20 protein-coding genes are annotated in these 20,373 nt (G+C 56.0%); 4 read left to right on the forward strand and 16 right to left on the reverse strand.

Features of this window, described 5'->3' with window-relative positions; translation table 11 throughout:
* Nucleotides 1–2: 2 nt before the first annotated feature.
* Both aroC and prmB read right to left on the reverse strand, forming a co-directional pair.
* Entirely contained in the window at nucleotides 3–1,088 is a 1,086-nt protein-coding gene (gene aroC / locus EL29_RS11590) for a chorismate synthase (protein WP_028715418.1), read from the reverse strand.
* 46 nt (nucleotides 1,089–1,134) lie between these two features.
* Nucleotides 1,135–2,067 carry a 50S ribosomal protein L3 N(5)-glutamine methyltransferase gene (prmB, locus tag EL29_RS11595; protein WP_014605352.1) on the reverse strand — a complete coding sequence of 311 codons (933 nt, stop codon included), beginning with the start codon at nucleotides 2,065–2,067 and terminating at the stop codon, nucleotides 1,135–1,137.
* 160 nt (nucleotides 2,068–2,227) lie between these two features.
* Between prmB and smrB the strand changes: the two genes are divergently transcribed.
* Together smrB and EL29_RS11605 are read left to right on the forward strand one after the other, a co-directional pair.
* Nucleotides 2,228–2,776, forward strand: a complete 549-nt coding sequence (gene smrB / locus EL29_RS11600) for an endonuclease SmrB (RefSeq protein ID WP_013026568.1) — start codon at nucleotides 2,228–2,230, stop codon at nucleotides 2,774–2,776.
* Between the two features lie 274 nt (nucleotides 2,777–3,050).
* Nucleotides 3,051–4,871 carry a methyl-accepting chemotaxis protein gene (locus EL29_RS11605; protein ID WP_028715419.1) on the forward strand — a complete coding sequence of 607 codons (1,821 nt, stop codon included), beginning with the start codon at nucleotides 3,051–3,053 and terminating at the stop codon, nucleotides 4,869–4,871.
* A gap of 77 nt (nucleotides 4,872–4,948) precedes the next feature.
* On the opposite strand, the gene sixA is transcribed toward EL29_RS11605, so the two are convergent.
* The 4 genes from sixA to EL29_RS11625 form a co-directional block, all read right to left on the reverse strand.
* Nucleotides 4,949–5,431, reverse strand: coding sequence for a phosphohistidine phosphatase SixA (gene sixA, locus EL29_RS11610; RefSeq protein WP_013026570.1), 483 nt, complete (start codon nucleotides 5,429–5,431; stop codon nucleotides 4,949–4,951).
* Between the two features lie 201 nt (nucleotides 5,432–5,632).
* Nucleotides 5,633–7,753, reverse strand: a complete 2,121-nt coding sequence (gene fadJ, locus EL29_RS11615) for a fatty acid oxidation complex subunit alpha FadJ (RefSeq protein ID WP_028715420.1) — start codon at nucleotides 7,751–7,753, stop codon at nucleotides 5,633–5,635.
* The gene (gene fadI / locus EL29_RS11620) at nucleotides 7,753–9,063 is read right to left on the reverse strand and encodes an acetyl-CoA C-acyltransferase FadI (RefSeq protein ID WP_014605349.1); all 1,311 of its coding nucleotides are present in this window, start codon (nucleotides 9,061–9,063) and stop codon (nucleotides 7,753–7,755) included. The genes fadJ and fadI overlap by 1 nt, the downstream gene beginning before the upstream one ends.
* A gap of 162 nt (nucleotides 9,064–9,225) precedes the next feature.
* Nucleotides 9,226–9,522, reverse strand: a complete 297-nt coding sequence (locus EL29_RS11625; protein WP_013026573.1) for a YfcZ/YiiS family protein — start codon at nucleotides 9,520–9,522, stop codon at nucleotides 9,226–9,228.
* Nucleotides 9,523–9,880: 358 nt separating this feature from the next.
* Here EL29_RS11625 and fadL point away from each other — a divergent pair, with 358 nt between their 5' ends.
* On the forward strand, nucleotides 9,881–11,158 hold the full coding sequence (gene fadL / locus EL29_RS11630; protein WP_014594206.1) for a long-chain fatty acid transporter FadL: 1,278 nt from the start codon (nucleotides 9,881–9,883) through the stop codon (nucleotides 11,156–11,158).
* A 165-nt stretch (nucleotides 11,159–11,323) separates the two neighbouring features.
* Here the strand turns inward: fadL and mlaA are convergent, their stop codons facing one another.
* The 10 genes from mlaA to ccmA form a co-directional block, all read right to left on the reverse strand.
* Nucleotides 11,324–12,088 (reverse strand): phospholipid-binding lipoprotein MlaA, encoded by a 765-nt coding sequence (mlaA, locus tag EL29_RS11635; RefSeq protein WP_014605347.1) that lies wholly within the window; start codon nucleotides 12,086–12,088, stop codon nucleotides 11,324–11,326.
* A gap of 131 nt (nucleotides 12,089–12,219) precedes the next feature.
* Nucleotides 12,220–13,431 carry a c-type cytochrome biogenesis protein CcmI gene (gene ccmI, locus EL29_RS11640; RefSeq protein ID WP_028715422.1) on the reverse strand — a complete coding sequence of 404 codons (1,212 nt, stop codon included), beginning with the start codon at nucleotides 13,429–13,431 and terminating at the stop codon, nucleotides 12,220–12,222.
* Nucleotides 13,431–13,886 carry a cytochrome c-type biogenesis protein gene (locus tag EL29_RS11645; RefSeq protein ID WP_028715423.1) on the reverse strand — a complete coding sequence of 152 codons (456 nt, stop codon included), beginning with the start codon at nucleotides 13,884–13,886 and terminating at the stop codon, nucleotides 13,431–13,433. Before EL29_RS11645 ends, ccmI begins: the two co-directional genes overlap by 1 nt.
* Nucleotides 13,883–14,437 carry a DsbE family thiol:disulfide interchange protein gene (locus tag EL29_RS11650; RefSeq protein WP_013026577.1) on the reverse strand — a complete coding sequence of 185 codons (555 nt, stop codon included), beginning with the start codon at nucleotides 14,435–14,437 and terminating at the stop codon, nucleotides 13,883–13,885. Before EL29_RS11650 ends, EL29_RS11645 begins: the two co-directional genes overlap by 4 nt.
* Nucleotides 14,434–16,392, reverse strand: a complete 1,959-nt coding sequence (locus tag EL29_RS11655) for a heme lyase CcmF/NrfE family subunit (RefSeq protein WP_028715424.1) — start codon at nucleotides 16,390–16,392, stop codon at nucleotides 14,434–14,436. Before EL29_RS11655 ends, EL29_RS11650 begins: the two co-directional genes overlap by 4 nt.
* Nucleotides 16,389–16,874, reverse strand: a complete 486-nt coding sequence (ccmE, locus tag EL29_RS11660) for a cytochrome c maturation protein CcmE (RefSeq protein ID WP_028715425.1) — start codon at nucleotides 16,872–16,874, stop codon at nucleotides 16,389–16,391. The genes EL29_RS11655 and ccmE overlap by 4 nt, the downstream gene beginning before the upstream one ends.
* A complete protein-coding gene (ccmD, locus tag EL29_RS11665; RefSeq protein ID WP_028715426.1) occupies nucleotides 16,871–17,104 on the reverse strand; it encodes a heme exporter protein CcmD in 234 nt (77 codons plus the stop codon). The genes ccmE and ccmD overlap by 4 nt, the downstream gene beginning before the upstream one ends.
* The gene (locus EL29_RS11670; RefSeq protein WP_014605341.1) at nucleotides 17,101–17,841 is read right to left on the reverse strand and encodes a heme ABC transporter permease; all 741 of its coding nucleotides are present in this window, start codon (nucleotides 17,839–17,841) and stop codon (nucleotides 17,101–17,103) included. Before EL29_RS11670 ends, ccmD begins: the two co-directional genes overlap by 4 nt.
* A 54-nt stretch (nucleotides 17,842–17,895) precedes the next feature.
* Nucleotides 17,896–18,555 (reverse strand): heme exporter protein CcmB, encoded by a 660-nt coding sequence (gene ccmB, locus EL29_RS11675; protein WP_014594214.1) that lies wholly within the window; start codon nucleotides 18,553–18,555, stop codon nucleotides 17,896–17,898.
* Nucleotides 18,555–19,172, reverse strand: a complete 618-nt coding sequence (ccmA, locus tag EL29_RS11680) for a cytochrome c biogenesis heme-transporting ATPase CcmA (protein ID WP_015699812.1) — start codon at nucleotides 19,170–19,172, stop codon at nucleotides 18,555–18,557. The genes ccmB and ccmA overlap by 1 nt, the downstream gene beginning before the upstream one ends.
* A 242-nt stretch (nucleotides 19,173–19,414) precedes the next feature.
* On the opposite strand from ccmA, the gene EL29_RS11685 reads away from it, so the two are divergent.
* Entirely contained in the window at nucleotides 19,415–20,347 is a 933-nt protein-coding gene (locus EL29_RS11685; RefSeq protein WP_013026584.1) for a formate/nitrite transporter family protein, read from the forward strand.
* The last annotated feature ends 26 nt before the right edge of the window (nucleotides 20,348–20,373 follow it).

The following is a 20,373-nucleotide window of genomic DNA, read 5'->3' on the forward strand; positions in this document are numbered from 1 at the left end:
GCTTACCAACGTGGCACGGTGGAGTTCACATCGCCACACTGCGCGCGCTGGCGCAGCAGATGATCCATCAGCACGATGGCCATCATGGCTTCGGCAATCGGCACGGCACGGATGCCCACGCAGGGATCGTGGCGACCTTTCGTGATCATCTCCACTTCCTCGCCGTCGCGGGTGATGGTTTTCCCCGGCACGGTAATACTGGAGGTGGGCTTCATGGCCAGATTGGCGCTGATGGTCTGACCGCTGCTGATGCCGCCCAGAATACCGCCCGCATGGTTGCTCTGGAAACCACTGGCGCGAATTTCATCGCGATGCTGACTGCCACGCTGATTAACCACGGCAAAACCGTCGCCGATTTCTACCCCTTTCACCGCATTAATGCTCATGAGCGCATGCGCCAGGTCGGCATCCAGGCGATCAAAAACCGGCTCGCCCAGGCCTGGTGGTACGTTTTCCGCCATGACCGTGACCTTGGCCCCAATCGAATCGCCTTCCTTCTTCAGGCCGCGCATCAGCTCGTCCAGCGCGTCCAGCTTGTCCGCATCCGGGCAAAAGAAAGGGTTCTCTTCAACAATGCTCCAGTCTTTCAGTTCACAGGCCACGTCGCCGATCTGCGCCAGATAGCCGCGAACCACAATATCGTGCTTCATCTGCAGATATTTTTTGGCAATCGCCCCAGCAGCCACGCGCATCGCGGTTTCGCGTGCTGATGAACGGCCGCCACCACGGTAGTCACGCGTACCGTACTTCTGCTCATAGGTGTAATCCGCATGGCCAGGACGGAACAGATCTTTAATGGCACCGTAATCCTGCGAGCGCTGATCGGTGTTCTCAATCAGCAGGCCGATCGAGGTACCGGTGGTCACACCGTCAAACACGCCAGACAAAATTTTCACCTGATCCGGCTCACGGCGCTGGGTGGTATAGCGCGACGTGCCTGGACGACGACGGTCGAGATCGTGCTGAATATCGGCTTCGGTTAACGGGATGCCCGGCGGCACGCCATCAACAATACAGCCCAGGGCAATACCGTGAGATTCACCAAAGGTGGTGACGCGAAAGAACTGTCCGATGCTGTTTCCGGCCATTGAGATTCCTTGTTACGGTTTGACGGGCGAAAGTTCGCCCATCCTTTTAGTCTTTATAAAATGAGAAATGGTGCTGTGCATCCACGATCTGCTGGCGGGTGAGCATAAAGACGCCGTCGCCGCCATTGTCGAACTCCAGCCAGGTAAAGGGCACATCGGGATACTGTTCCATCATGTGCACCATGCTGTTGCCCACTTCGCAAATCAGCACGCCCTGCTCGCTCAGGTAGCCCGGCGCGCAGGCAAGAATGCGGCGCACCAGTTTAAGGCCATCGCTGCCCGCCGCCAGCCCCAGTTCGGGTTCATGCTGATACTCGCTCGGCAGATCGTCCATATCTTCCGCATCGACATAGGGCGGATTCGTCACGATCAGGTCGTACTGCACCGGCGGGAGTTCGCGGAACAGATCGGCGCGGATCGGCGTGACGTGATGAATCAGGCCGTGCTCTTCAATATTTTGCTCGGCGACCGCCAGCGCATCGTGGGAAATATCCACTGCATCCACTTCTGCGTCCGGAAAGGCATAGGCGCAGGCAATCGCAATACAGCCGCTGCCGGTGCACATGTCCAGAATATGTCGCGGTTTGTCCGTGATCAGACCGGCAAAGCGGTTTTCAATCAGTTCCCCAATGGGCGAACGGGGAACCAGAACCCGTTCATCAACGTAAAACTCATGGCCGCAGAACCAGGCTTTATTCGTGAGATAGGCGACCGGGATGCGCTCGTTCACGCGGCGAATGACGCGCTCAACAATGCGATGGCGTTCGCTGGCCGTAAGGCGCGCGTTACGCATGTCTTCAGGGATATCCAGGGGCAACCACAGCGTGGGCAGGACCAGCTGGACAGCTTCGTCCCAGGGGTTATCTGTGCCGTGTCCGTACCAGATTCCGGCAGCCGTAAAGCGGCTCACTGACCAGCGCAGCATATCCTGAATGGTGTGCAGTTCGTTCACTGCCTCATCGACGAAAATTTTGTCCACGTAGCCCTCCGCAGGCCTTTTACTAATTCGGCCGATAGTTTGCCACGAAGCCGAGGAGAATTCAGCGCAGCAAGGTGAAAAAGCTGACAATTAATGACGGTTAACGGTAAGGTATCGGCTTCTGCTGTTAATCAGCCACCTCAGACATGATTCACCACCCATGAGTAAAAAAAACCCCCTGAGCCAGGATGATCAAGCGCTGTTTCGCCAGTTGATGACAGGAACGCGTCAGTTAAAACAAGACACTATCGTACACAAACCGGCGGTTAAAACCCGGGAAGTGCCGATAAAAAGGCTGCTGTCTGAACAGGCGGATAACAGCCACTACTTTTCCGATGAGTTCCAGCCGCTGCTTTCCACTGAAGGGGCGACGCGCTATGTGCGCGCGGACGTGAGCCATTTTGAGCTGAAAAAGCTGCGTCGGGGCGATTACACGCCAGAGATTTTTCTCGATCTGCATGGGTTAACACAGATGCAGGCCAAGCAGGAGTTAGGCGCGCTAATTGCCGCCTGTCGTCGCGAACACCTTTTTTGCGCCAGCGTGATGACCGGACATGGTAAACATATTCTAAAGCAGCAAACGCCGCTTTGGCTGGCTCAACATCCCTGGGTAATGGCCTTTCACCAGGCACCTAAAATGTTTGGTGGCGACGCTGCCTTGCTGGTGCTGATTGAAGTAGAAGAGTGGCAACCGCCAGAGCTGCCCTGACATTCAGGCAGCAAAACGGCTTAAGCACCTTGCCCCGCTGCCTCCCCCTTTGACGGGGGAGCCCGTTAAACGGACTCACACGTCGCTCCCCTTAAACGCCCGATCCCGACCCTGTTTGGCCAGGCGTTCTGCTGCTTTCTGTTCAGGCTGACGCAGACTATTTGCTTAAGAAACTATTTATATTCAATACAAGTTTTCCCTTGCCGATAACGTCTAGGCATTTAGGCACATTAGGCTTCAACATTTTGGCGTATTAACCAAGGGAACATTTTGAATGAGCGCATTAAGTCGTTTTTTTGAGAATTTAAACGTGGGCAAAAAGCTCATGCTCGGGTTTGGACTGATTTTGCTTTTAAGTCTGGCCGTCGCGATATGTGGTATTAAAAACCTCAACGATATTAGCGTCCGGGCCGAAAAGCTCAGGGAGCTGAAAAGCGTTAATGACCGGTTTTCTCAGGCCAAAGATGCCCGACTGCAGTTCGTTAAAACGCATGATGAGAAATTCATCGACATAAACGAAACCATGCTGAAAGAGGTGGATCAGAATCTGAAAAACCTGGGCGCTTTCCGCTGGGATGCCAGTCAGCAGGCCATGATTACGGCGATGCCGTCCGCCATTGCCACTTACCGGCAGAAACGGGCCGAAACCGTGCAGGCCGTCCGTAACGGTACGCAGGCGCTGCAGAATCTGTCCGTAGCAGATGAGATGCGCGAAATCAGCCAGCTTGCCACCAGCAACAGCGGCGACCCACAGACGGGCCCGGCGTTACAGGAAATTAATAAGCATCTGGGCGGCGTGGCGGTGCGCGTGAAACTCTTCGGCCTTGAGCACAAAGACGATGACCGCAATGCCTTGAGCAGCTTCCTGTCGGAAACAGTGCAGCTGATCGCGCAGGTTAAACCGCGTCTCAATCCTGCAGACGGTGCCGCCCTTGAAAAAGTCAGTGCACAGCTTGAGGCGAAACAGGGTGAAATCTCTGCGCTGATGGCATCAGTGGCCTCGGGCGATGAGGCCACCGCGCAACTGGCTGTGGCGGGCAAAACCCTGACCGACATGAGCAACGCACTGTTTACGCAGCAACTCGATGCGACCAATCACGATGCGAACCAGGCTGTCTGGCTGATGACGGTGATCATTATCGCCGCTGTCGTCGCAGGCATTCTTATTGCCTTGTTTATTACCCGTCAACTGACGCGTCCTCTCTCTGAGCTGCTGAACGTGGCTAATGAGATGGCGCGTGGCAACCTGAGCATTAAGCTGAAATCATCCCGTCGGGATGAACTGGGCGAATTAATGCATGCGGTCGCTGAAATGAGCGATGAACTGCGTCGCATTATCAGCGGCATCCGCAGCGGCGTAACCAGCGTCAGTCAGGCTTCAGCCGAAATTGCCTCGGGCAATAATGACCTGTCAGCCCGCACGGAAAGTCAGGCTGCGGCCCTTGCGCAGACAGCCGCGAGCATGGAGCAACTTACGGCGACGGTTAAGCAGAACGCAGACAACATCCATCATTCGAGCCGTCTGGCGCAGCAAACCTTCGACACAGCCAGTCGCGGCGGACAGCTAGTTACGGATGTGGTGACGACCATGAATGAGATCACCACCAGCTCCGGTAAAATCTCAGAAATCACCTCTGTCATCAACAGCATCGCCTTCCAGACCAACATTCTGGCCCTGAATGCCGCCGTAGAAGCCGCACGGGCCGGTGAACAAGGTCGTGGCTTTGCCGTGGTAGCAAGCGAAGTGCGCAATCTGGCTCAGCGCAGCGCGCAGGCAGCGAAGGAGATTGAAGCATTGATTCACGATTCCGTAGCGCGCATCAATGCGGGTTCACAACTGGTTAGCCAGACGGGCAATACCATGGGGGAAATCGTCAACTCGGTGAGTAACGTAACAGATCTGTTAAACGAAATTTCTCACGCGTCTGAAGAGCAGAACCGCGGCATTGCGCAGGTCGGCGTGGCTATCGTTGAAATGGATAACGTGACGCAGCAAAACGCGGCCCTGGTGGAACAGTCCTCTGCGGCGGCAAGCGCGCTCCATGACCAGGCGCAAACGCTGGCGGGCTCAGTATCACGTTTTGTGATTGCCTGACCTGCAGGGAAAGAAGCAGACGGGAATGACGTTCGGGGGTCGTTTTCATGTTCGGGCCAGTAAATGGCCCGACATTATTACATCGCTTTCGCGAGTTTTTTGGGGCTGACCTGCCATAACAGTTTGCCCTGACTTTCAGCCGGATCGAAGTCAATGCAGGCAATGGCCGAGGTGGCAAACATCGGTGGGGTTTCCTGGGGGCAAAGCTCCGACACCAGATAGCCCACCAGTGGCAAGTGGGAGATAACCAGCGCCGATTTAACCCCTTCATTCGCCAGTGCCTGCAAATAGCATCCGACCAGACCGGGATCGCCGCCGGGCGTCAGTTCCGGCAAAATATCCTCCCCTTCTGGCAAAGGGAACGCCTCACGAAATGTGGCAAGCGTCTGCTGCGCACGGAGATAGGGGCTGACCAGTACACGTTCAATGTCAACAGACTGACCTTTTAACCAGTTCGCCATTTGACGTGATTCGTCACATCCACAAAGCGTTAAAGGCCTGACTGAATCACTGGCAGCCTCAAGAGCCGCATCGCCGTGACGCATGATAAAAACTTGCATAAAGCACCGCTGTTGTTTGTCGACATCGCCTGATGCATCCGCATCAGGCGCTTCATTCTGCGAATGAACGTCGTGTTGTACCCTAATGACTTCAGTATAGTCAACCGGTTGTTTATTAAATAAGCACCTGTCAGATTCGTGCAGCGCCTCACGCTTGTGCGGCGCGTTTCTAACCCCCTGAATCGGAGTGGGTATTCGAATTTATGAAGAAGTGTAAAACTTTGTCTGCTGCTCAGCTGCGCGCAGCAACGCGTCACAGGGCGCAAAACGGTCCCCATACTGTTGCTGAAGCCGCGTTAATCTGTTGACGATTTCTGCCGCGCCCAGCCTGTCGATGTAATGGAACGGCCCGCCCAAAAAGGGGGGGAAACCAATGCCAAACACCGCACCGATATCGCCGTCCCGCGGCGAGCGGATAACCTGCTCATCCAGGCAACGCACCGCTTCGTTTAACATCATCATCATGCACCGTTCGGCAATCTGCGCGCCGCTTTGCTTTGCCACCGGCCGGGTCTTCACTAAGCCGTACACCGCCGGATCGACCTTCTTACGCGCCAGACGCGACGATCCGTACAGGTAGAATCCCCTACCGTTTTTGCGTCCTTTGCGACCGTCTTTGATCACGGCATCCAGCGCGGAAGGCGCGGCAAACCGCTCGCCATAAGCCTGCTGCAGGCCCGGTGAAATCTTACTGCCGACATCAATGCCAACTTCATCCAGTAGCTGAACCGGCCCCACCGGGAATCCTGCCTTCACCAGCGCCCGATCAATGTGATCGATCGGTTCCCCCTCCACCACGCAGCGCATGGCCTCGTTGATGTAAGGTGTGAGGATACGGTTGACGTAAAAACCAGGTTTATCGGCCACCACTATCGGCGTTTTACCCTGTTTCCGTGCCAGCATTACCGTACTGGCAAGCGTTTCAGGCGAGGTCGTGGCATGCGGGATCACCTCGACCAGCGGCATTTTTTCCACCGGGCTAAAATAGTGCAGGCCGATGATGTTCTCTGGGCGCCGTGCCGTCGCCGCAATCTCGGCAATGGGAATCGATGAGGTATTGGAAGCAAAGATCGTCTGAGGCTGACAGTTCGCCTCAACGTCCGCCACCATCTGTCTTTTCAGATCCAGGTCCTCAAAGACCGCCTCAATCACGATATCGCGCTGGGTGAATCCCTGATAGTCGGTGCTGCCGCTGATGCGCGCAATCTGCTGCTGACGCTGTGCCGGACTGATTTGCCGGCGTTTCACTTTTTTACTCAGCAGATCCCAACTGGTTTGCAGGGCATGGTTGATGCCTTTAAGGCTGATATCCTTGATGCGCACCGGTAGCCCCGCATTAACGGCGCTGACGCTGGCGATCCCGCCGCCCATCAGCCCGCCGCCCAACACACCGACCCGTTGGAGTGGTCGTGGTTCAGCCTGGGTGCCGTTCTCTTTCTTGATGGCGGTGGAAGCAAAAAACAGGCTGCGCAGCGCGGCCGACTCTGGCGTCATCGCCAGTTCGCCAAACGCCCGCGCTTCCGCGGCGTAACCGGCCTGACTGCTCTGCTCCAGGCCGATGCGAACCACCTCGATAATGCGTCGTGCCGCTGGGTAGTTACCCTGGGTTTTACGATCGGTTTCGCGTCTGGCCAGTGCGAACAGCGCCTGACGAGCCATCGGGCCCTGCAGCAGACGATCGCGCAGGGGCAGCGGCGCTCTGCGGTATTTCCCTTTCTTCACCAGTTCAACGGCGGCGTCAAGCAGGATGGCCTGCGGCACGGCATCATCAACAATGCCCAGCTTTTTCGCCTGCCTGGCCCGCAGGTTCTTACCGGTAAGGATAAGCGGTAAGGCTTTCTGTACGCCGATTAAGCGAGGCAGGCGCTGCGTGCCGCCCGACCCCGGCAGCAGCCCCAACTGCACTTCAGGCAGGCCAATACGGGTTTTATCGTCCAGCGAACAGATGCGCGCGTTGCAGGCCAGCGCCAGCTCAAGCCCGCCGCCCAGACAAGCACCATGGATTGCCGCCACCACAGGAAATGGCAATGCCGCAATCGCCGCCATCACGTCCTGCCCTTGTCTGGCCAGCGCTTCTGCCTCGTGGGCGCTCTGGCAGCGATCGATCATGCTGATATCGGCCCCTGCAACAAAGTTGTCAGGTTTGCCTGAAATCAGCACCAGCCCCAGCAGTTGCGGATGCTTGCGTGCTTCCGCAATGATTGCCGCAATCTGTGCCGCGAATGCCGCTTTAAGCGTATTCATCTTTTCATTGGGTACATCAATGGTGATCACGCCTACATGATCGTCCCGCATCTGTAATGTGAACGCGCTCTGTTCCATTATTCGGCCTCCAGAACCATTGCTGCCCCTAAACCCCCGGCGGCGCAGGCTGTGACTAAACCCAGCCCGCCGCCCCGGCGGCGTAATTCATTTAACGTCTGGGTAATCATGCGTGCGCCGGTTGCGGCAAACGGATGCCCAAAGGCGATCGATCCGCCCGAGACATTAAAACGTGCCTCGTCAACTTCGCCCAGCGCATGGGCGCGGTTTAACACGTCCCGGGCAAAACGTTCATCACGAAACATTTTCAGGTTGCTTAACGTCTGAGCGGCAAAGGCTTCGTGCATATCAATCAGCGTCAAATCCTTTAAGGCTATCCCGGCACGATCCAGCGCCAGCGGCGAGGCGTAGGCCGGCCCTAACAGCATGTCCTGCCAGACGTCGATAGCGGTAAACGCATAGCTGCGTAAATAGCCCAGCGGCTGTATTCCAAGCTCTTTTGCCCGGCCTTCACGCATTAAAATGACCGCAGCAGCCCCATCGGTAAGCGGCGTACTGTTTGCCGCAGTAACGGTACCGTGCTGACGGTCAAATGCCGGACGCAGCCGGGCATAATCGGCGGCTTTTGCATCCATACGCACATTATTATCTTGCTCGATGGGCGCTTTCCACGGCGGCACAAAGGCGGCCATCACCTCCTGACTCAGTACGCCTGACTGCCAGGCCTGGGCCGCGCGCTGATGCGAGCGCAGGGCCAATGCATCCTGCTCTTCCCGGCTGATGCCATGCGTTTTGGCCATCTGCTCTGCGGTATCCCCCATACGTAATCCCGTGGAGTACTCCGCAACGGCAGGCGGAACCGGTAACAGATCTTTAGGGCGCAGCCGCCGGAGAATGTGCAGCTTCTGTGAAAAGCCACGCGCTTTATTCATATCCACCAGCGCGCGCGCCAGCGTTTTACTGACCCCAATGGGCAGCACAGAGGAGGAGTCCGCCCCGCCTGCGATGCCGGCAGAAATCGTACCTGCCAGTAAGCTTTCGGTGACGTTTGCCACCGCCTGAAAGCTGGTGGCGCAGGCGCGGCTGACGCTATAAGCATCGGTATTGACGCTCAGGCCACTGCTTAAGACGATCTCACGTGCAATGTTTGGCGCTTCCGGCATTTGCACCACCTGACCGAAGACCAGTTGCTCAATCACCTCAACCGGGAGTTCACTTCGGGCCATGATTTCGCTGATCACCATGCGACCCAGTTCAACCGCAGGGATGCCGTGAAAACCCGTGGCCTGGCGAAGAAAAGGCGTACGTAATCCGTGGGTGATGGCGATGCGCTCGCCATTACGCGTCAGCAGTGACTGCGCTTTGCTCATTGTATCCACCTGTACATCGTGACCGAGGCATCATTGCCGAAAGAGGTCTGACCTGATCCACAGTGTTAACCACAAGCGGGTGCGCCGCCAACATCAGGAGGAGAAAAGTGAGATGAGAAACACGAAAATGAAAAACGCCGCAGAGCAGCGGCGCCGAAATGTTTAACGTAAACCCAGTTGGAAAATCAGAGTTTCGGCCTGACAGCTAAAGGTAAAGTCGATATTAAGCTGCACGCCACCGGCCTCTTCCACCATGCTGGAATCGATAACGCAGGGTTCTGACTCGACCTGGCGCGCCCTATCCGTCAGCTGCGCCAGTTTCGTTTCGGCATCTGCGCGATCTTTACACCATGCTGACCAGCTGGCCGTACAGTCTGAATTATCCATCACCGTACCAACATCAACGCAACAGCAGGCAGCCGTTTCCGTCGCGCTACATTTTTTTAAAGCATTTGTCATGATTTTCTCCTGACATCACATCATAAGGTGGGTGAGTTTTCTGCTGAAAATTTTACGCTCTGGCTTATCAACCCGCTACACACACCGCGCTAAGTGACGAATATCACAATAAAATTTGATGTGGATCAGTTTTGCTCCTGCCGCTCTGCCCATTTATTCCCGAGAAGTGTTAAGCAGATCGAATTTTCACCTATCAAATTGGAAATATTTTAAAAACAATATTGCAACATGTGTACAGGTCGGACCTATACTCTCCGCACTGGTCTGATATGTGCATTTGACATCAGTCCATACAATCCGCCGTTCCTTGTTACGCGACGTCACAACGTTAAATAATAATTCACATGAGGTTGTGGTCATGAACCATAAAAACCTGTTCGCAAAGTCAGCCGTGGCAGCTGCAGTAGCGCTTATTTCCTCTAACGTATATGCAGCCGGATTTCAGTTAAATGAATTTTCTTCCATTGGTTTAGGTCGCGCTTATTCTGGCGAAGGCGCAATGGGTGATACGGCGGCCTCAGCCAGTCGTAACCCGGCAACCATGGCACTCATGGATCGCCCTGAATTTTCAATCGGTGCGGTTTACATCGATCCTGAAGTGGATATCAGTGGCCAAAGCCCGACGGGCCGCAGCCTGGACGCGAAAAACATCGCACCGAACCAATGGATCCCTAACCTGCATTACGTCCAGCCGATCAATGACAAGTGGTGGGTAGGCGCGTCAGCGACGTCTAACTACGGCCTGGCGACAGAGTTTAACAACGGTTATACCGCGGGCGGGCTGGGCGGCAAAACTGACCTGATGACGGGTAACCTGAACCTCAGCACGACTTATCGTTTGAATGAGCATTTCAGCTTCGGGGTAGGTTTTGATGCTGTATATGCCAAAGCTAAAATTGAGCGCTATGCTGGTGAAGCGGGCGCACGGCTCGGTATACCCGCAGATACGCAAGTTGCCTATCTTAAGGGGGACAAATGGGGCTACGGCTGGAACGCTGGCGTACTCTACGAAGTCGATGACAATAACCGTTTTGGTTTTACCTACCGCTCCGAAGTGAAAATTGACTTTGATGGAGACTATAAAAGTAGCCTGCCATTCAATCCTCGTAATAACCCAGAAGTTACTAATCTCCCGACAGGTACAAACGGCTCTACAGTTCCCGGCGCGTTAACCTTAAACCTGCCGGAAATGTGGGAAGTTTCAGGCTGGCATAAAGTGGCACCACAGTGGGCCGTGCACTATAGCCTGGCCTACACCAGCTGGAGTCAGTTTCAGGAGCTGAAAGCAACGGGCTCAAACGGCCAGACGCTGTTCTATAAAGATGAAGGTTTCCACGATGCCTACCGCATCGCACTGGGTACCACCTACCAGTACGACAAAAACTGGACCTTCCGCAGCGGTATCGCCTTTGATGACAGCCCGGTTCCGGCTGACAAGCGTTCTATCTCTATCCCGGATCAGGACCGCTTGTGGCTGAGCGCCGGTGCCTCTTATGCGTTTAACGACGATGCATCGGTAGACGTCGGCGTGTCTTACATGCACGGTCAGAAAGTGACCGTGCAGGAAGGCACCTATACCTTTAACTCTAGTGGTAAAGCCTGGCTGTATGGCGCAAGCTTCAACTACAAGTTCTGATGCGCGAAATGCATAAAAAAAGCGACACTGAGTGTCGCTTTTTTATTGCTCATGGGAACGTCACACGTCATGCAGCCTGGTGACAACCCTGTAACAGCTTCACGTCATCACCCCGGCCGCTTATCAGGCCGCCCTTGCGACAGGCGGCTTCTGACGGGTCATGATTTACTGCGAATCAATGTCTTTCAGATCGTCCTGGATCGCCGCCGCATTCGGATTTTCTTCTGGCTTCAGCTTGCCGCCGCGCGCCAGGAAGTCGTAGCGCTGGAAGTAGGCGCTACGGATAAAGGCGTAAGGATCGCGTTGCTGTTTCAGGATAGCATCCGAGTCCAGCAACTGTGCGCGCGATTCGATGCCTTCCAGCGTCCATTTACCGATGGACATGGGCCAGGTCAACCAGCCAAGCACAGGATAAAGCGTATCGACATAATCGCCGCCGTCCTGACGTATCGTGAAGCTGCCATAGGCCGGTAACTGCACATAAGGCCCATAGCCCACGCCATAGTGACCCAGCGTGGTACCAAAACGCTGCGGTCCCTGGCGCGCCAGTTCCGGATTGGCTTTACCGGCGACATCAATGAAACCGCCCAGCCCCAGCACCGTATTCAGGAAGAAACGTGTAAAGTGGATACCTGCATTGCGCGGCTCGCCGACCAGAATCGCATTTACCATACTGGCAGGTTCGCTGAGGTTGCCCAGGAAGTTGCTGAGGCCCGCGCGCGCAGGCACGGGAACATAGTCGCGCCAGGCCACTGCCACAGGGCGCAGCACGTAAGGGTCCAGCACGTTATAGTTGAAGTTAAACATTGTGCGGTTAAAACCTTCAAGCGGATCGCTACGCCCTGCAGGCGCATCGTCAGCAGGCTTTGAACTGGCACAACCAACCAGAAGCACACTGGTCAAAGCCAGGCTGGTCAGGCGGTGATCCATTTTTTTCTCCCTGTGCATATAAGTTATTTATACCCTGCTGAGTTTCAGCGGGTAGATCAGCGCAGTCCAGCAAGCATAGCTGATATCTCCCGTGCGGTTGGCAGATTCAGACATTGCCAGACGCCAGCCGGTTAAGGCTGCTGTTTATCAATCGCGACGTCAATGTGCTGATGGCCATCCCAAGGGACTACCGCGCTGACGCCAAACCAGTCACCCGGCTCAGGATTTGCACGGCCATTTCGTGCAATCCTGACGCGAACCTGAATCTGTTTCTGCGTTGAAAGGCGTCGGTCCTGTAACATGGCATTGCTGTCATCCAGCGTCAGCGACACGGGAAAATGTCCGGGCGAGACGCGTTTCACCGCCACCGGCACCGGCGAGACGCCGTCAGTCACCGAAATATACATGACTCCGCCCGGCGGTAACATTTTTTCTGCCTGGGGAGAAAGCGTCACCTCGACCGTTAGTTGACTGCTTTGCTGCCCTGCATCGGTTTTGGCTTGCTCAATGCTGCGCGCAATGCCCTCACGACGAGGATCGTCGGCCGGTAACACCTGCAACAGGGTTTGCCAGCTGTCTATCGCCTGCGAATACTGCTGTTGTTCAAACGCATTATAGGCCAGCAGACTTAGGGTGCGGATATCCTGCGGATGCTGTTTAAGCAGATCCGTGAGCAGCAGCCCGGCCAGGCGGTTATCCTGAGGATCGCCCGATCGCGTCAGCACCTCGGCATAATCCTGCTGCAGGGCAAAATTATTCGGTGCCAGCTGCAACGCATGCTCGAAAGCCTGACGCGCACCCGTGGCATTGTTGAGTACCATACCGAGGCGGCCCAGCATCGCCCAGCCGCTGAGGTTATCAGGTTCGGTTTGCAGCTGGCTGCGCAAACCGAGCTGCAGGCGAGAGAGCTGCTCTTGGGTAAGTGGCCGGGCATGGGGATCCATGAGCTGGGCGCGCAGCGCCGGATACGCTTCCTGCACCTGGAGCCAGCCACTTAACTGTGTTAAGCCACCGGTTTTAAGATAGCTTGCCAGTGACACGATAACTAAAACGATCAGGCCGGGTAACAGCACCCAGCGACGGCTGCGGTGCGAGTGGGCATCCGAAGCGGGCGGAATATCGCTAAGCAGGGTTTGCTGTAACTCCTGCTCCATCACGGCGCGATCGGCAATCACGCCCTGCTCTTCGTCCAGGGTTATCTCAGCCAGCCGCTGCCGATAAAAATGCGTATTAAGGTTGTCGCGCGCCGCCGCGTGGGTTTCACGTTGACGCCAGCCTGCGGCTAAAAACAGTACGCTGGCCGCCAGCAGCAGCAGAAAAATCGTGAGTAAAAAGACAGCCATTATCGTTTCCTGTCCGACTTCAGAATCGCCGCCAGACGCTGTTGTTCCTGGTCATCAAGCTCGCTTCGGGTTTTACGCTGACGACTACGCCACACGATCACGGCACCGCCCACAATCACAAACAGCGCCGGGCCGGCCCACAGGATCAGTGTTGAGGGCGTGACAGGCGGCTGGTAACTGACGAAATTGCCATAACGCGCCACCATATAGTCGATGATTTGCTGACGGCTCTGGCCCTGCTTCATCAGTTGATAAACTTTCAACCGCATATCTGACGCAATCATCGCATTAGAGTCGGCGATGCTGTTGTTCTGGCATTTGGGACAACGCAGCGAGGCCGTGATTTCACGGTACTGCTCCTCCTGCGCCACGGAGTCAAACGCATAGGTATCAATCGCGGCCCACAGGCTGGCACTAAACAGCAGCCCACAGAGCATCATCATCAGGGATCTCATGCGCCGCTCTCCTTCGTGTATTTATCCCACAAGGGTTTGACTTCCTGTTGCCAGACGCGCGGGTTCAGATCGCCAGCATGGCGATAGCGAATAATGCCTTTGCCATCAATCAAAAAGGTTTCAGGTGCGCCATAGACGCCGAGATCGAGGCCCAACATCCCGTTACCGTCATACAGGCTGAGCGCATAAGGATTACCCAGCGTGTTCAGCCAGGTTACTGCCTTCTGGCGATCGTCTTTGTAGTTCAACCCTACAACCCGAACGCCCTGCTCTGCCAGCTCATTAAGATAGCGATGCTCGGCGCGGCAGGTCGGACACCAGGTTGCCCAGACGTTCAGCAACAGTGGTTTACCGGTGATCAACGTTTGCTGATCATAGGTTTTGCCTGGCTTATCCAGCGCCTCCAGCCTGAACACGGGCAAGGGCTTACCGATTAAGGCCGATTCCAGCCGTGAAGGATCGTCCCCTTCCGCATTACGTGACAGCTGCCACAGCAGCGCGGCAGCCAGCAGTAAAAATAATCCCAGCGGAATAAACAGAATTTTTTTCATGTCCGCACCTCGCGATCGGCTTTCCTGCGCGAGCGATAGCGCGGGTCGAGCAAACAGAACAGCCCTCCGACGGCCATAAACAAGCCGCCAAACCAGATCCAGCGGACGAAGGGTTTGTAGTAGATACGCACCGCCCAGCTACCGTCACTGAGCTCTTCACCCAGCGCGGCGTAAAGATCGCGGGTAAAGCCGCCGTCGATCGCCGCCTCGGTCATCATGGTGCGCGCGGCAGAGTAAAAGCGTTTCTCCGCATACAACACGTCTTCCGGCTTGCCCTTGTGGGAAACGTCAATTACCGCCACGCCGCCGCTGTAATTAGGGCCTTGTAAGTCCTGAACATCACGAAAAACAAAATGGTAGTGATGGATATCGACGCTGTCGCCCGCTTTCATGCGCACGTCGCGCTCAACGCTGTATTGGGTACTGAACGCAATGCCAATAACGGTGACGCCCACGCCGAGATGTCCAAGCACCATGCCCCAGTGACTGCGCGAAAGGTGACGTAATCCGGTAAAAAAACGATGACGATGAGTGGCGCGCTCATGCAGCTCCATCAGGGTCAACAGGATGATCCATACCGCCATCAGTAATCCCACCACCGTCATGGCTTCAACACGATCCTGCAACCACCAGGGCAGCAGCACGGAGGCCAGCAGCGTCACGAGCAGCGCTATCAGCAGACGACGAACCAGCTTTTGTGGCTCATCGCGTCGCCAGCGCACTAACGGCCCAATACCGAGCATTAACGCCAGCGGAGCCATCAGCCAACTGAACATGGTATTAAAGAAGGGTTCGCCAACGGAAATGCTGCCCAGCCCTAACTGTTTATGCACCAGCGGTAACAGCGTGCCGAGCAGGACCACCAGCATGGCCGCGATTAGCAGAACGTTATTCCCCAGCAGAAAAGATTCTCGCGACCAGAGCTCATTTTGCACCCGACTGCGCACCTGGCCGCCTTTAATGGCATACAGCAGCAGCGAGCTGCCAATCACGATGACCAAAAATGCGAGAATAAACATGCCGCGCGCCGGATCGGAGGCGAAAGCATGTACCGAGACCAGCACGCCGGAACGGACCAGGAAGGTGCCGAGCAGGCTCAGGGAGAACGCGGTAATAGCCAGAAGCACCGTCCAGGCCTTGAAGGTGCCGCGTTTTTCCGTGACCGCCAGCGAGTGCATTAAGGCGGTGCCCGCCAGCCACGGCATAAAGGAGGCGTTTTCCACCGGGTCCCAGAACCACCAGCCGCCCCAGCCCAGTTCGTAATAAGCCCAAGCGGAACCCAGCACAATGCCAATGGTCAGGAATAACCAGGCGGCGGTAGTCCAGGGACGCGACCAGCGCGCCCAGGCGGTATCCAGCCGTCCCGCCATTAATGAGGCGATGGCAAAAGCAAAAGCCACGGAGAAGCCGACATAGCCCATATACAGCAGTGGCGGATGAAAGATCAGGCCGATATCCTGCAACATTGGATTAAGATCGCGACCGTCTACGGGAAAATCGGGCAGCGTTCGGCTGAAGGGATTGGAGGTGAGGATGATAAACAGCAAAAAGCCCAGATTGATCATCCCCATCACTGACAACACCCGGGCCAGCGCGTCCTGCGGCATACCGCGGCTGAAGATTGCCACGGCCAGCGTCCAGCCACTCAGCAGCAGCACCCACAGCAGCAACGATCCTTCATGCGCGCCCCAGGTGGCCGCAATGCGGTAGTAAACCGGCAGCAGTGAGTTTGAGTTGTTGACGACATAGCTCACGGTAAAATCGTTAACGATAAACGCCCAGACCAGCAGCATAAAAGCCCCCGCGACGCAGGCAAACAGGCCAACGGCAAGCGGACGCGCCATGCCCATCAGGCGGGCATCCTGGCGCCAGGCGCCCCACAGCGGATAGACGCTGAGCAGCAGCGCCAACGCTAATCCAAGACAGAGTAAGAAACTGCCCAGTTCTGGCATCATGGTGTACGTCCTGCCGGGTTATTCGCGGCCTGTTGCGCAGAGGGTGCGGGTTTCATCGCGGTGCTGATTTCGGGAGGCGTGTAGTTTTCATCATGTTTTGCCAGCACTTCGTTGGCTTTGATCAGGTTGCCGGGCTCAAGTACGCCCTGCGCGACAACGCCCTGACCTTCGCGGAACAGATCCGGTAAAATGCCGACAAAGCTCACGTTGACCACACCGCGACCATCATAAAGCTGGAAGGAAACCGCCAGCGTGTGGGGATCCCGCGTTACGCTGCCAGGCATCACGACGCCGCCCACGCGCAGGCGCTGTCCGGGCTCAGGCTTGATGTGCGCATCGCCTTTTCCCTCCAGGATTTCACCCGGCGTATAAAACAGATCGATATTGGACCGCAGCGCATACATCACCAGTGCGGTCGCCAGCCCAAGTCCGGTAAGTATCGCCACCACGACATACAGGCGATTACGACGGCGGGTATTCACTTCTCTTCTCCTGCCGTAGGGTTGGCGGTACGTTGAACGTTGGCCGTTCGCAGGCGGCGCTCCCGTGCATCACGCTGGCGAATGTCCGCCAGCAAACGTCGGTGTGACCACCTACTATGCAAGATCAGGGCGAAAAGCGGCACCAGCGTGCCTGCCACCGCCAGCCACACATAAAAGGCGTAGCCGCCCATGGCAACGAAGTCATGCCATGAGGCAAAAGCGGGCGTCATACTTTGCTCCTTGTCTTCGCCAGGGCAATTGCCCAGGGACGTTTACGTTCCGTAAGCAGAATCAGGTTACGTAAGCGCATCAGCGTTAAGGTGATAAACAACAGCAGGTCACCCAGGATGGCCCAGCGCAGCGGCGTGCGCATCGGCGGCGCGATCGCCTGTTGCAGCAACCCGGACGATCCCTGATGTAAGGTATTCCACCACTGCACAGAGAAATGAATGATGGGCAGATTGATCACCCCGACCAAAATGAGCACGCCTGCGGCCCGCCCGGCCATGCGACGATCGTCGAAGGCCTGATACAGCGCAATCACGCCCAGATATAAAAACAGCAGCACCAGTTCTGACGTCAGTCTGGCATCCCATATCCACCAGGTTCCCCACATCGGCTTGCCCCAGGCAGAACCGGTGACCAGCGCGATAAAGGTAAACACGGCACCGATTGGCGCCATCGCCGCTGACACTAAATCGGCCATTTTCATCTGCCAGACCAGCCCCGTGAACGCCGCAACGGCCATCGCGCTGTATATCCCCATCGACCACATGGCCGCCGGAACGTGGATATACATAATGCGAAAGCTGTTACCCTGCTGGTAGTCTGCCGGTGCATAGCCAAATCCCCATACCCAGGCCAGCAGCAGTACCGCCGCACTGGCCAGAGCAAACCACGGCAGCAGGCGACCGCACAACTGATAGAGCCGTTCGGGCTTAGCCAGCTGATGTAATCCTTTCCACATGTTCAATTGCTCACATTAAAATAAACGCTAATAACACGTCTGAGGCGTGCTGATTTAGTGCAGCGTAATCCGCAACGCCGCGGCGGTGGCAAAAGGTGCCAGCGTTGCACTCGCGACCAGCATTGCCCCCAGCAACGCCAGATAACCGCCAATGGCGACGCCCTGTCCTGCGGCATCAATGGCCGCACTGGCAAAAATCAAGACAGGAATCGCCAACGGCAGGACCAACAGGCTGAGCAGCACGCCACCACGACGTAATCCCACAGTCAGCCCCACCCCAATTGCGCCAAGAAAACTCAGCGTCGGTGTTCCCAGCAGCAGCGTCAGTGCCACCGCTCGCCAGCTCGGGATATCTAGGGACAGCAACAGAGCCGCCAGCGGCGAAAGCAGGATTAACGGCAAGCCGGTGACCAGCCAGTGGGCAATCACTTTGCCCAGCACCATGACCGGCAGCGGCGTGGGAGACAATAAAAGTTGCTCCAGCGTGCCGTCATTGAAGTCATCGCGAAACAGCCTTTCCAGCGCCAGCAGCGAGGAGAGCAACGCGGCAACCCAGACAATACCAGGCGCGATCCGGGCCAGTTGCTGAGGATCGGGACCGATACCCAAGGGGAAAAGCGTAATCACGATCAGGAAAAACCACAGTGGATTAACCACCTCCGCACCGCGACGACAGGCGATGCGTAATTCACGTTGAATAAGACGACATAACATTACTGCCACTCCATGGCATGCAGGCGAACGGTTTTTATCTGGCCGTTCAGCCCCGGCAGCGCCTGATGACTCGTCACAATAACAGAACCGCCCTGTTGCGCGTGTTCCGCAAAGCGCGCCATTAAGGTCTCGACGCCGACAGGATCAAGAGCGGTTAAAGGTTCATCCAGAATCCACAGGGTTGCCTGGGTCAGCCACAGCCGGGCCAGCGCGATTCGCCGCTGTTGCCCTGCAGAGAGCTGCGCGGCTGGCACGTCTTCATAGCCCGCCAGTCCGACGCTGGCCAGTGCAGTAAAAATATGCTCATCGCGGCAGTTCGGATGATAAAAGCGTAGATTTTCCAGCGCCGACAACGCCGAGGTGATCCCCGGCAGATGCCCAAGATAAAGCATGGCCTGATGCCAGACATCGCGTTGCTGATGAATTTGCTGCGACTGCCAACGCACCTCGCCGTGTTCAGGCGTGCTCAACCCGGCCAGAATCCGTAGCAGCGACGTTTTACCGGCCCCGTTTGGCCCTTCAATTTGTACGATATCACCTGCCGACACGCGAAACGTGAGCGCCTCAAAGAGCGCACGTTCATCACGCACACAAAGCAGATTCATGATTTCCAACATGGAGGGGTAAATCGCGCCAGCCAAATAAGGCGCAAATGATAGCACAATGTTGCAGTGTGCCGAAGACCGTGCGCAGCCCCTTTCCCACTGAGGTTAGATATTCGTGCTTTTCACGACGTTAAGCGGACAAAAAGCGCACCACAGCAAAATGTTGTAACTTTTGTTAGCTGTTGTAGAAACAATTTCGCGAGCCAAAAAACGACTACGCTTATAACGCATTTGCACTGTTACCAGGAGAAAACATGAAGCCTTCATCAAGCACCAGTCAGGGACCTAACGACGTAGACAGCGAAGAGAAAGAACAGGGCAAAGAGGATATTGAAGTGGATGAAGACGCCCTGCCCTCTCGCGCCGCCGCTATCCATGAGGAGATTCGTCAGGACGGGGAAAAAGAGCTGGAACGTGACGGCATGGCGCTGCTGTGGTCAGCTATCGCTGCCGGGCTGTCGATGGGCGCCTCGCTGATGGCTAAGGGCATTTTTCAGGTGCATCTGGATGGCGTGCCCGGCGCGTTTTTACTGGAAAATCTTGGCTACACCTTTGGCTTTGTGATTGTGATTATGGCACGGCAGCAACTTTTCACTGAAAACACCGTGACCGCCGTCCTGCCCTTTATGCACAAACCCACCATGAGCAATCTTGGCTTATTGCTTCGCCTGTGGGGCATTGTGCTGCTGGGTAATCTTATCGGGACAGCGTTCGCGGCCCTGGCGTTTACTGAAATGCCGATTTTTGATGAAGCCACCCGACAGGCCTTTACCGACATCAGCATGAAGGTAATGGAACATACGCCGGGGGAGATGTTTGCGAATGCGGTGATTTCAGGTTGGATCATTGCCACCATGGTCTGGATGTTCCCCTATGCCGGTGCCGCCAAGCTGTTTGTCATTGTGATGATGACCTGGCTGGTCGCGCTGGGCGATCTGGCGCATATCGTGGTGGGTTCCGTCGAAGTACTTTACCTGGTATTTAACGGCAGCATTCCCTGGACCGAGTTTCTCTGGCCCTTTGCTATCCCGACGCTGTTGGGCAATCTGACGGGCGGTACGTTGATTTTCGCCCTGATCAGCCATGCGCAGATTCGCAATGATATGGGCGAAGCTGCCCAGGCAAAGGCGAAAGCGGAACGACGTAAAGCGGAGAAAAAACGTCAGCAACAACAAGAAGAACGCTAAATTGCTGACAGAATGAGCAAACGCGC

The organism is Pantoea ananatis LMG 2665, from assembly GCF_000710035.2.
Classification (GTDB): Bacteria; Pseudomonadota; Gammaproteobacteria; order Enterobacterales; family Enterobacteriaceae; genus Pantoea; species Pantoea ananatis.